Source organism: Thalassobaculum sp., assembly GCF_040219615.1.
In the GTDB taxonomy this organism is placed as follows: Bacteria; Pseudomonadota; Alphaproteobacteria; order Thalassobaculales; family Thalassobaculaceae; genus Thalassobaculum_A.
Genome location: NZ_JAVJSE010000008.1, coordinates 206,703 through 218,101, shown reverse-complemented (window position 1 = coordinate 218,101; position 11,399 = coordinate 206,703). Strand labels below are relative to the sequence as shown.

The 11,399-nt window shown below is 69.7% G+C and carries 13 protein-coding genes; 8 read left to right on the top strand and 5 right to left on the bottom strand.

Going from position 1 to position 11,399, the window contains the following annotated elements; all coding sequences use genetic code 11:
• From RIC31_RS04120 to RIC31_RS04105, 4 genes are all read right to left on the bottom strand, one after another.
• Positions 1–162: SDR family NAD(P)-dependent oxidoreductase (locus tag RIC31_RS04120; RefSeq protein WP_350103335.1), on the bottom strand; the 162-nt coding region annotated here is incomplete at its 3' end.
• Between the two features lie 43 nt (positions 163–205).
• Positions 206–457: a glutathione binding-like protein gene (locus RIC31_RS04115; RefSeq protein WP_350103334.1), complete on the bottom strand. Its 252-nt coding sequence runs from the start codon at positions 455–457 to the stop codon at positions 206–208.
• 24 nt (positions 458–481) lie between these two features.
• Positions 482–868 carry a glutathione S-transferase family protein gene (locus RIC31_RS04110; protein ID WP_350103323.1) on the bottom strand — a complete coding sequence of 129 codons (387 nt, stop codon included), beginning with the start codon at positions 866–868 and terminating at the stop codon, positions 482–484.
• 213 nt (positions 869–1,081) lie between these two features.
• Positions 1,082–3,421, bottom strand: a complete 2,340-nt coding sequence (locus RIC31_RS04105) for a xanthine dehydrogenase family protein molybdopterin-binding subunit (protein ID WP_350103322.1) — start codon at positions 3,419–3,421, stop codon at positions 1,082–1,084.
• Between the two features lie 252 nt (positions 3,422–3,673).
• On the opposite strand from RIC31_RS04105, the gene RIC31_RS04100 reads away from it, so the two are divergent.
• The 6 genes from RIC31_RS04100 (at position 3,674) to RIC31_RS04075 (ending at position 9,235) form a co-directional block, all read left to right on the top strand.
• Positions 3,674–4,141, top strand: coding sequence for a CYTH domain-containing protein (locus tag RIC31_RS04100; protein ID WP_350103321.1), 468 nt, complete (start codon positions 3,674–3,676; stop codon positions 4,139–4,141).
• A gap of 94 nt (positions 4,142–4,235) precedes the next feature.
• A complete protein-coding gene (locus RIC31_RS04095; protein WP_350103319.1) occupies positions 4,236–5,741 on the top strand; it encodes a M81 family metallopeptidase in 1,506 nt (501 codons plus the stop codon).
• Between the two features lie 32 nt (positions 5,742–5,773).
• Complete coding sequence (locus tag RIC31_RS04090) at positions 5,774–6,688, top strand: DMT family transporter (protein WP_350103318.1); 915 nt, start codon at positions 5,774–5,776, stop codon at positions 6,686–6,688.
• Between the two features lie 229 nt (positions 6,689–6,917).
• Positions 6,918–7,625 carry an SDR family NAD(P)-dependent oxidoreductase gene (locus RIC31_RS04085; protein ID WP_350103315.1) on the top strand — a complete coding sequence of 236 codons (708 nt, stop codon included), beginning with the start codon at positions 6,918–6,920 and terminating at the stop codon, positions 7,623–7,625.
• 41 nt (positions 7,626–7,666) lie between these two features.
• Positions 7,667–8,581 (top strand): aldo/keto reductase, encoded by a 915-nt coding sequence (locus RIC31_RS04080; protein WP_350103313.1) that lies wholly within the window; start codon positions 7,667–7,669, stop codon positions 8,579–8,581.
• The gene (locus RIC31_RS04075; RefSeq protein ID WP_350103312.1) at positions 8,582–9,235 is read left to right on the top strand and encodes a DUF6064 family protein; all 654 of its coding nucleotides are present in this window, start codon (positions 8,582–8,584) and stop codon (positions 9,233–9,235) included.
• Positions 9,236–9,272: 37 nt separating this feature from the next.
• Here the strand turns inward: RIC31_RS04075 and RIC31_RS04070 are convergent, their stop codons facing one another.
• On the bottom strand, positions 9,273–10,523 hold the full coding sequence (locus RIC31_RS04070) for a M20/M25/M40 family metallo-hydrolase (RefSeq protein WP_350103310.1): 1,251 nt from the start codon (positions 10,521–10,523) through the stop codon (positions 9,273–9,275).
• 185 nt (positions 10,524–10,708) lie between these two features.
• Here RIC31_RS04070 and RIC31_RS04065 point away from each other — a divergent pair, with 185 nt between their 5' ends.
• Both RIC31_RS04065 and RIC31_RS04060 read left to right on the top strand, forming a co-directional pair.
• Positions 10,709–11,038 carry a type II toxin-antitoxin system RelE/ParE family toxin gene (locus tag RIC31_RS04065; protein WP_350103308.1) on the top strand — a complete coding sequence of 110 codons (330 nt, stop codon included), beginning with the start codon at positions 10,709–10,711 and terminating at the stop codon, positions 11,036–11,038.
• Positions 11,035–11,394 (top strand): helix-turn-helix domain-containing protein, encoded by a 360-nt coding sequence (locus RIC31_RS04060; RefSeq protein ID WP_350103307.1) that lies wholly within the window; start codon positions 11,035–11,037, stop codon positions 11,392–11,394. The genes RIC31_RS04065 and RIC31_RS04060 overlap by 4 nt, the downstream gene beginning before the upstream one ends.
• Positions 11,395–11,399 lie beyond the last annotated feature (5 nt).

Sequence of the window (11,399 nt, the reverse complement as noted above, 5' to 3'; positions counted from 1 at the left end):
GCCGCGCAGATCGCCCACGGCGGCATCGACCTTGGCTGCATCGCGCCCAGCCATCACGACATGGAAGCCGTGGTCCCGGGCGAGTTGCCGGCAAATCTCAAACCCGATGCCGCGATTGGCGCCGGTGACGGCGGCGATCTTTTTGTCTGTGGTTTCAGTCATGGCTTTCTTCTCTGCATGGTCCTGATGGTCCTGGGCGTGGCGGCTATTCGGCGATCTTTGCCGCCCACGGCGCACCGACTTTCTTTTGTTCGTCGGTCGGAATGGCGAGGCCGCGTTGAACCGCCGGGCGCGCCGCGATGGTCTCCATCCAACGATTGAGGTGGGGCAGGCCCTCGATCGAGACGCCTGAAAACTCGAACACCCGGACCCAACCGAAGCAGGCAATGTCGGCGATTGAGTAGTCGCCCGCGAGATAGGGGTTGTCAGAAAGCCGAGACTGAATAACTTCGAAAATCCGCAGGGTCTCGTTGACTTACCGCTAGATCGCCTTGGGCGTATTTTCTTCCTGCCGGTTCCACCACCCGGCTTGGCCCTGCATTGGGCCAAGGCCGCCCATCTGGAACATCAGCCACTGGATGACCTGGTAGCGGGCACCCATCTCCTGCGGCATCAGCTTGCCGGTCTTCTCGGCCAGGTACATCAGCATCGCGCCGGACTCGAACAGCGTGTAGGGCTTGCCCCCCGGGCCGTCGGGATCGACCAACGCCGGGATCTTCGAGTTCGGGTTGATCGCGATGTATTCCGGGGTGAACTGGTCGTCCTGTCCGATGTTGATCGGGTGGACGTTGTAGGGCAGCCCGAGCTCCTCGAGCATGATCGAGGCCTTGCGGCCGTTCGAAGTCTTCCAGGTGTAGAGTTCGATCATCGGGCTATCCCCTCGTCTCTTGGATGGCGGCGGCGCGCGCCGTGAACAGCGAGGGCGCGCTCGGACGGCGCGCCCGGAAGGACGGCAGCGACCATATCCCGGCCGGTGGGGGGGTCAAGCCCGCGGCCGGATCACGAGGCGGAGAGGCCCGGCAGCACGCTTATCCCGGACCGCCCCCCGACTCGACCGAGGGGCGGAGCCGGGACCCCGCCTCTACGCCGCCTTGCCGGCCTTGGCCGCCTGCAGGGCCTGCCAGATCGACAGCGGGGTCGCCGGCATGTCGATATGGGTCAGGCCGGTGCTCGGGCGCAGGGCGTCGACCAGGGCCGAGATCAGCGCCGGCGGCGCGCCGATCGCCCCGGCCTCGCCCGAGCCCTTGATGCCGAGCGGGTTGGTGGTGCAGCGCACGTTGTGGACGTTGAAGTCGAACATCGGCACGTCGCTGGCCCGCGGCAGGGTGTAGTCCATGAACGACCCGGTCACGAGCTGGCCGGAGCCGTCCTCGTACACCGTGTGCTCCTGGATCGCCTGGCCGAAGCCCTGGACGATGCCGCCATGCACCTGGCCGGCCAGCAAGGCCGGATTGATGGTGTCCCCGAAGTCGTCGACGATGGTGTAGCGCTCGATCGACATCTCGCCGGTGTCCGGATCGACCTCGATCTCGCAGACATGGCAGCCGTTCGGGTAGGTCGCGGCCTCCGGCACCCGCTCGTGGATCTCGTCCAGCCCCGGCTTCATGCCGTCGTCCAGGTTCGCCGGCTCCTTCGAGGCCTTGGCCACCTCCTCGATGGTCATGCGCTTGTCGGTGCCGGCGACCGTGAAGACGCCGTCGCCGAACTCGATGTCGGCGGCGGCCGCCTCCATGACGTTGGCGGCGATCTTCCTGGCCTTCTCGACGATCTGCCGGCCGGCCAGCAGCACCGCCGCGCCGCCGACCGGAACCGAGCGCGAACCGCCGGTCATGCCCGGCGGGGTGTTGTCGGTGTCGCCCTGGATGACCCTGACCTTGTTGCCGTCGATGCCGATGGTATCGGACAGGATCTGCGCGTAGGCGGTCTCGTGGCCCTGGCCGTTCGACTGGGTGCCGATGCGGATCTCGACCCGGCCGTCGTCGGCAAAGCGGACATCGGCGGTCTCCGGATTGCCGCCGCCGCATTTCTCGATGTAGTAGCCCATGCCGATGCCGCGCAGCATGCCGCGCTTCCTGGCCGCCTCGCGGCGCGCCTCGAAGCCGGCCCAGTCGCCGCGCTCCATCGCCTCCTCCATGAGGGTCTGGAACTCGCCGGTGTCGTACACGTTGCCGAGCGGCGTGGTGTAGGGCATCGCCTCGGGCGGGATGAAGTTGCGTCGCCGCACCTCGTCCGGGCTCAGCCCGAGCTCATATCCGACCGAGTCGATCACCCGCTCGATCAGGTAGGCGGCCTCCGGCCGGCCGGCGCCGCGGTAGGCGTCGGTCGGCGTGGTGTTGTTCAGCACGCCCTTCACGTTCACATAGATGTGCGGGATCTTGTAGACGCCGGACAGCATGTGGGTGCCGGCGGCGGTCGGAATGAACGAGCCGAAGTGGCTGAGATAGCCGCCGAGGGCGGCGTATGTGGTCACCCGCAGCGCCTGGATGACGCCGTCGGCGTCGACTGCGGCCTCGGCGTAGGAGACGTTGTCGCGGCCCTGGACGTCGCTCACGAACGCGTCCGAGCGCTCCGGCAGGTACTTCACTGCCCGCTTCAGCTTGCGCGAGGCCCAGGTGCACAGCGCCTGCTCGGGATACAGGAAGATCTTCATGCCGAAGCCGCCGCCGACGTCGGAGGTGCGGCACCGCAGCTTGGCCGGGTCGATCTTCAGCACCGCCTTCGCCAGCATGGCCTGGAACACGTGCGGGCCCTGGGTCGACGACCACAGGGTCGATCGGTCGGTCGCCGGGTCGTACTCGGCGACCACCGGACGGACCTCCATCGAGTTGACGACGATCCGGTTGTTCACGACCCGCACCTTGACCGTCCTGTGGGCCTTGGCGAAGGCGGCGTCGACCGCCGCCTCGTCGCCGTCCTGCCAGTCGAAGGCCAGGTTGTTCGGGATGTGGTCGTAGAGCTGCGGTGCGCCGTCGGCCACCGCGCCCTCGGTGTCGACGGTCGCCTCCAGCTCGTCGAACTCGACCTCGATCAGCTCGGCGGCGTCGCGTGCCTGCACCTGGGTCTCGGCGATCACGAAGGCGATCGGGTCGCCGACGTGGCGGACCTTGGTCTTGGCCAGGATCGGCCGCGGGGTGTCGGCGCGCGGGCTGCCGTCCTTGTTGTTGGCCGGCGGCACGCAGGGCAGGTCGCCGAGGCCGTCCGCCGCGACGTCGGCGCCGGTATAGACCGCGATGACGCCCGGCGCGGCGCGGGCGACCTCGACGTCGACGCTCCTGATCACGGCATGCGCAACGGGGGACCGAAGGATCGCGGACCGGGCCGCACCGTCGACCTCGATGTCGTCGGTGTAGCGGCCGGCGCCGGTCAGCAGCCGGTTGTCCTCCACGCGATGCACGCCCTGACCGATTGCGAACTTCACCATGTCGCTGTCTCCGCTTGCGCGATGATGGGGGGCTCCGTCGGGCATCGGCGTGGCGCGGTCGGCACGGCCGGGCACCCGAGGAGGCTTACGTCTCGATACTATTCTAAGGCGGATTCCCATGATGGCCACCCCTCGTGTCGCGGTGCACCATTTCCCGACCGGAACCGTTCGGCTCACGGCAACGGCAGATGACGCCGGCCGACGACTGGGGTATCAGGGGGCAGCCATCCGCCGCCGCTGAAGAGCGCGACCATGACTGCCGAAATCGAGCGAAAGTTCCTGGTCACCGGTACGGGATGGACGGCTCTTGCCGGTCTGCCGATCCCGATCCGCCAGGCCTACCTGGCGCAGACCGACCGGGTGTCGGTCCGGGTGCGCATCAAGGGTGACGACGTCGCCTTCCTGACGGTCAAGAGCGCCGAGGCCGGGATGTCCCGGCTGGAGGTGGAGACCCGGATCGCCGTCGCCGAGGCCGAGGAGCTGCTGAAGCTCCGGCAGGGTGCGCTGATCGAGAAACAGCGCTATCCGGTGCCGTTCGGCGGTCTGGTCTGGGAGATCGACGTGTTCGCCGGCGACAACGCCGGCCTGGTGATCGCCGAGGTCGAGCTGCCGAGCACCGAGCACCCCGTCGACCTGCCGGACTGGGTCGGCGCCGAGGTCACCGACGACGTCCGCTACTACAACGCCAGCCTGGTCCACAACCCGATCCGGGGCGGCTGAACCGCGGTACGTGACGGCGGCCGGCAAGCGGGCCTATGCTCGGCCTCCCACCCAAGGCCCCATCCCGCCCCGACCAGCCCCGGAGGATCCGCCCATGCGCATCGTCCTCGCCATGATGCAGCACGAGACCAACACCTTTTCGACGGTGCCGACGCCGCTCGCCCGGTTCTCGCGCGGCAACGCCGAGCCGGTCCCGCTCGAGGGGCAGGCCGCGATCGACGCGTTCCGGAACACCGGTACCGCGCTCGGCGCCTTTATCGAGCTGTGCGAGGCCGCCGGCGCCGAGATGGTGGTGCCGTTGGCCGCCAGCGCCTGGCCGAGCGGACCGGTCGAGGACGCCGCCTACACCTACATGACGGACCGGATCTGCGCCGCCGTGGCCGAGGGCTGCGACGCGATCCTGCTGCACCTGCACGGCGCCATGGTCACGGAGAGCCTGGAGGACGGCGAAGGCGCGCTGCTGGCGCGGGTGCGCGCGCTGGCGCCGGACACCCCGATCGGCCTCGCCCTCGACATGCACACCAACCTGTACCCGGCGATCGTCGAGAATGTCGACGTCCTGGCCGGCTACCAGACCTACCCGCATGTCGACGTCTACGAGACCGGCATGCGGGCCGCCAAACCGATCTTCGCCATGCTGAACGGCAAGGCCCGTCCGGCCGTCGCGTGGGGCAACCGGCCGATGCTGCCGCATGTCATGCGCCAGGGCACCGACGACTTCCCGAACCGCGAGATCCAGGCGCTGTGCGCCAAGATGGAGGCCGACGGCGACGCCCTGTGCGCGACCTTCTTCACCGGCTTCCCGCATGCCGACATCGAACTGGCCGGCTCCAGCGCGGTGGTGGTTACCGACGGCGACCAGGCCAGGGCCGACGCGCTGTGCCGGGAGATCCTCGACCTCGCCTGGAAGAGCCGCGAGGCCTTCGTCTACGAGATCGAGCCGCTGGAACGGTCGCTGGCGCGCGCCGGCGCGATGACGGACGGCCCGATCGTGCTGCTGGACCATTACGACAACGCCGCGTCGGGCGGGTCGATGGACAGCATGACGGTGCTGAAGGGCATCCTGGAGGCCGGTCTCGACAACGTCGCCGCCTTCGCGGTCTGCGATCCCGACGCGGTGCAGGCCATGGCGAAGGCCGGGGTCGGCGCCACCGTGACCCTGCCGCTCGGCGGCCGGACCGACATGCCGTCGATCGGCCGCAAGGGCGAGCCGCTGACCGTCACCGGCCGGGTCCGGCTGCTGTCCGACGGCCGGTTCCGCAACATCGGCCCGATGAGCCGCGGCGTGCTGAACGACATGGGGCCGACGGCTGTGCTGGACACCGGCAAGGTCGAGATCGTGGTGGTCTCGACCCAGCAGGAGCCGAACGACTACGCCTGCTTCCAGAGCCTGGGCATCGACCCGACCGCCAAGCGCTACCTGATGCTGAAGAGCCGGATCCACTGGCGCGCGGGCTTCAAGCCGATCGCCAGGCAGATCGTCGACTGCGCCGGGGTCGGGGTCTGCACCTCCGACTACTCGATGCTCGACTTCAAGCATGTGCGGCGGCCGATCTATCCGCTCGACCAGGACCTGCAGCCGACCTCCACGGCCCGCTGAGCGCGGCCCTCACGCCGGAACGGAGACGATCCTTGTCCCAACCCACCGCAGCGGCCGAGACCGACCGGGGCGGCACCCCGGTGCTCGCCGTCGCCCTGCTGGCGATGATCGCGGTGCTGTGGGGGTTCAACTGGCCGATCATGAAGGTCGGGCTGTCCGAGATCCCGCCCTGGGTGTTCCGGGCCGGCGCCAGCGTCGTGTCCTGCGCCGGGCTGTTCCTGATCTCGGCGATCGCCGGGTACTCGCTGAAGGTTCCGTCCGGCGAATGGCGGGTGGTGATCCTGGGCGGGATCCTGAACATCACCCTGTTCAACGTGCTGGTGGCCTACGGCATCACCCTGATGGACGCCGGGCGCGCCGGTATCATCGCCTACACCATGCCGCTGTGGGCCACGGTGATCGGCACCGTCGTCCTGAAGGAGCGGCTCAGCGGCCGCGCGGTCGCCGGCTTGGCGGTCGGGCTGTTCGGCATGGTGCTGCTGTTCTCGGTCGATGCCGCCTCGCTGACCGGCTCGCTGGCCGGGCCGCTGTTCGTGCTCGGCGCCGCCGTCTCCTGGGGTGCGGGCACCGTGGCGATCAAGCATGCCCGGCTGACCATGCCGATCACCGTGGCGGTCGCCTGGCAGCACCTGATCGGGGTGGTGCCGATCGCCGTCGTGGCGGTCGCCTGGGACTGGCGGAACGTCGGCGAGGTGAGCTTCTGGCCGCTGATGTCGCTCGCCTACAACATGCTGATCACCGGCATCATCTGCTACTGGGCCTACTTCAAGGTGGTGCAGATGCTGCCGGTGGTAGCCTCGACGGTCGGCACCCTGATGGTGCCGGTGATCGGGGTGTTCTCGAACGAGCTGATCTTCGGCGTGCATCCGCACCTGGTGGACTACACCGCCCTGGTCTGCGTCGGCATGGCGGTGTTCCTGGTGGTGCTGCGGCCACGACGGGGCTGAGCGGCAGCGCGGCGGGTGGGTTCCGGCTCCGACCCGCCGCCGGCGGTCCGGTCCGGAATGACGTCAGGAGAGAGGAATGCGCCGCCCCGTTCGTCGTCATTCCGGACGGGCGCGCCACCCCGGCGCGGTCGAGCCGGAACCCATGGCGCGACGGATGCCTCGACGCCCCGTCCCGCCGGAACCATGATGGCATGACCAGCCGACCAGCCGATCCCGACCGGAGGACGACATGACACGTTTCGCGAACAGGACCGTGGCGGTGACCGGGGCGGCCGGCAATCTCGGGCGCGCGGTGGCGGCCCGGTTCGCCCGGGAGGGCGCCCGGCTGCTGCTGATCGACGTCGACGCCGAGCGCGCCGCCAAGCTGGGCAGCGAACTGCCGGGCGACCACCTGGGAATCGCCGTCGACCTGCTGGACGCGGCCGCGGTGCAGTCGGCGATCGCCGACGCCGCCGGCAAGCTCGGTGCCGTCGACGTGGCGGTGGCGCTGGCCGGCGGCTTCGACATGGGGCCGGCGGTGCACGAGACCGACGCGGCGGTCTGGGAGCGCATGCACCGGCTCAACCTCGGCACCCTGCTGCCGCTGCTGGCCGCCGTGACCCCGGCGATGATCGCCCGCGGCTCCGGCAAGATCGTCACGGTCGGGGCCCACGCCGCCCTCAAGGGCGTCGCCGGCATGGGTGCCTACTGCGCGTCGAAGGCATCGGTCATGCGGGTGACCGAAAGCGCAGCCGCCGAACTGCGCGGCCGCGGCATCAATGTGAACTGCGTGCTGCCGACCATCCTCGACACCCCGCAGAACCGCGCCGCCATGCCGAAGGCCGACCCTTCGCACTGGGTGTCGCCGGACGCGCTGGCCGCGGTCATCGCGTTCCTGGCCTCCGACGACGCCCGTGCGGTGCATGGCGCCCTGCTGCCGGTGACCGGCCTGTCCTGACGGGACTTGGCCCGGCGGTCCCGGCGCGCCATATCGAGGAGATGACCTCTAGCCCCGACCGACGCTCCGTCCTGTCCGGCCTGATCGCGGCCGGGCTGGCCCCATGGACCTCCGCCGCGGCCGAGGCCGCGCCGATCACCCGGCCGATCCCGGCGACCGGGGAGCGCGTCCCGGCGATCGGCATGGGCACCTGGATCACCTTCAACGTCGGCGACGACCGGGAACTGCGGGACAGCCGCCTGGAGGTGCTGCGGACGTTCTTCGAGCTGGGCGGCCGGATGGTCGACTCCTCGCCGATGTACGGCACCGCCGAGGCGGTGGTCGGGCACTGCCTGGCCCGCCTGCCGGCCGACGTGCCGCTGTTCTCGGCGACCAAGGTGTGGACCTGGTGGCAGAGCAACGGGCCGGAGCAGATGGCGGAATCCCGCCGGCTGTGGGGCGTCGAGCGGTTCGACGCCATGCAGATCCACAACCTGCTGAACTGGGAAGGTCACATGGCGACCCTGGCCGCCGACAAGGCGGCCGGCCGGATCCGGCTGATCGGCATCACCACCTCGCATGGCGGCCGGCACGAGGAGATGGAGCGCATCATGCGCGCGCAGCCGGTCGACCTAGTGCAATTCACCTACAACATCGTCGACCGCGAGGCCGAGAAGCGGCTGCTGCCGCTGGCCGCCGAGCGCGGGCTCGGCGTGATCGTCAACCGGCCGTTCCGGCAGAAGCAGCTGTTCCACATGTTCGCGCGGCACCCGCTGCCCGGCTGGGCCGGCGAGATCGGTTGCGCCAACTGGGCGCAGTTCTTCCTGAAATTCGTGATCTCGCACCCGGCCGTGACCTGCGCGATTCCGGCGACGTCCCGGGTCGACCACATGCGGCAGAACATGGGCGCCCTGCGCGGGCCGCTGCCGGACGCCGCGATGCGCCGGCGCATGGTCGACTACGTCGAGAGCCTGTAGGTGGGCCCGGTCCTGCCGTTCTCCGCCGAAGCGCTCGATGCGTTGATCGGCCTCTACAACCTTGCGATCTGGCCGGTGCCGCTGCTTGGTGCGGCTCTGGCCGCCGCCGCCGTCGCGCACTCGCTGCGGCCGGTTCGCGGCGGGGACCATTTGGTCGCTGCGCTACTCGCCGTCGCATGGGGCTGGGTCGGGATTGTGTTCCACGTCCGCCAGGTCGCCGCGATCGATTTCATGGCGCCGGTGTACGGCGCGTTCTTCGTCCTGCAGGCCTTGCTGCTGGCGTGGGCCGGAGCGACCAGCCGGTGGCAGCCGCTTCGGTTTCGGCCGGACGTGGGGGGCTGGACCGGCCTCGGTCTGGCCACGGTAGCGGTCGTCGGTTACCCGATACTGGCCGTGCTCACAGGTCACGACTGGCCGCGCATACCCTTCGCCAGCACCGCTCCGGACCCGACGGTCATGCTCACCCTCGGCCTGCTGATGTTGAGCGCGGGTCCGGTTCGCCTGTACCTGCTGGCCGTTCCCGTCCTCTGGTCGCTGGTGGCCGGGATGACCGCGCTGTCCCTGGACACGCCCGACCGTCTGATTCTGCCCGCGGCGGCGGGCCTGGCGGTCGGAGTCGAGCTGTGGATCCGCCGTCGCCGCCCCTCCGCCTAGACGCTCCTCCGGCTTCGGTCGATCCGACCGGCCCGGATCAGGGCCGGGCCAGCACCTCGGCGACCGCCAGCGCCACCACCTCGGTGGCGACCCGCAGGTCGTTGAGCACCAGTTTCTCGTCGGCGCGGTGGCCGTTGGCGTCCAGGAAGGTCCGGGGGCCGGCGCCGTAGCCGATGGTCGGCACCCCGGCCTCGGCGTAGAGACGGGCGTCGGTGTACAGCGGCACGCCCTCGACCGGGACCTCCTCGCCCAGCAGCCGCCGGGCGTGCCGGCGCACCGGGTCGATCAGCTTCTCGGCACCGTCCAGCCGGCGCAGCGGCGAGGCCAGAAGCACCCGTTCGATCTCGACCGCTATCCCGGCATGGCCGGCGACCGCACCCGCGATCACCGTCCGCAGCCGCGCCTCGACCGCCGCCGGGTCCTCCTCCGGGGTCATCCGCCGGTCCAGGCGGATGGTGCAGCGGTCGGGCACCACGTTGGTGTTGATGCCGCCCTCGATCAGCCCGACGGTCAGGTTCGGGTGGCCGATGCCGGGGATCGCCGACACCCGCTCCGGATAGGCCCGGCGCTCGACGTAGAGCGCCTGCAGCACGGCGGCCATGGCCTCGATGGCGTCGGCGCCCTCGTCCGGCTTGGCGGCATGGGCCGAGCGGCCGCGCAGCGTCACCGCCAGGTGCACCACGCCGTTGTGGGCGGTGACGATGGCATGGCTGAAGCCGGCGCTGATCGCCAGGTCGGGCCTGCTGATTCCCTGCCCCAGGATCCAGGCCGGGCCGATGCCGCCACCGGTCTCCTCGTCATAGGTGAAATGCAGCTCGACGGTGCCGGAGAGCTTCTCGGCGACCGGCTCCAGCGCCAGCAGCGCGAAGGCGTAGGTCGCGAAGTCGGATTTCGAGACCGCCACGCCGCGGCCGTACATGACGCCGTCGACCACCTCGCCGCCATAGGGGTCGTGGGTCCAGCCGTCGCCCGGCGGCACCACGTCGCCATGGGCGTTCAGGGCGACGGTGGGGCCGTCGCCGAAGGATTTCCGCACGACCAGGTTGGTGCAGGAGACCATGCCAACGGTCCGCACCACGTCGTCCGGGACCCAGTGGCGCTCGACCGTGAGGCCGAGCCCTTCCAGCAGCCCGGCCGCCACCTCGGCATGCGCCGCGCAGTCGCCCGGCGGGTTGTCGGAGGGCTGACGCACCAGCGCGCGCAGGAACGCAATCTCGGCATCCCAGCGGGCGTCGACCGCGGCGGCGACCGGAGAGACGAAGGCGTCGGACGGGCGGGTGTCGGGCATGGCGGGGACTCTTGTTGAACTCGCCGCATCCTGTCGCGCATCGGCGAGCGCGTCGAGGGGCGAGGAACCGCTCCGTGCGTCCCATAGCCGACACAAGCGTCGAGACCAAATAATGTCATTGACCACATATGCCATAAAGAACATATTCTGAACGCTCATGGCTTGTCGAACTGGTCGACGAGTTCGTGCCGGAATTCCAGCGACTGCCGAAGCCGGTCCGGCTCGAGCTTCTGGCCCAGGCGCGCAGGCTGGCGCGGTTCGGTCCCGGGCTCGGGAGATCCGCGGTGGACACGCTGGCCGGGTCACGCCATGCCAACATGAAGGAGCTTCGGTTCAGGGCCGACGACGGAATCTGGCGGGTTGCCTTCGCATTCGACCCCCGCAGGATCGCAGTTCTGTTGGCGGCTGGGGACAAGTCGGGCGCTTCGGGAAGCCGGTTCTATCGACGGCTGGTCGCCACCGCGGACCGCCGGCTCGACCGCCACCTGAACCAGCAGCACGAGCGCGAGGAATGACGATGCCGACCACACTCGACGACCTGATGGCGGAGCTCTCGACCGAGGATCGGGTGGCAGTCGAGAACCGGGCCGCCGACCTGATTGCCAAGGAAATGACGCTTCGCGATCTGCGCAAGGCGATGGATCTGACCCAGGAGCAGCTCGCCACCCAGCTCCGCATGTCCCAGGACGGAGTCTCCCGGCTCGAGCGGCGCAGCGACCTGCGGATATCCACCCTGCGCAGCTTCATCGAGGCGATGGGAGGAGACGTGCATTTCGTCGTCTCCTTTCCAGGGCGCCCGCCCGTCCGGCTGACGGGGCTCGACAAGCTCGTCAGTCGCCCTCCGGTCCCACCGCGGCGCGAACGAGCCTAGCGAAA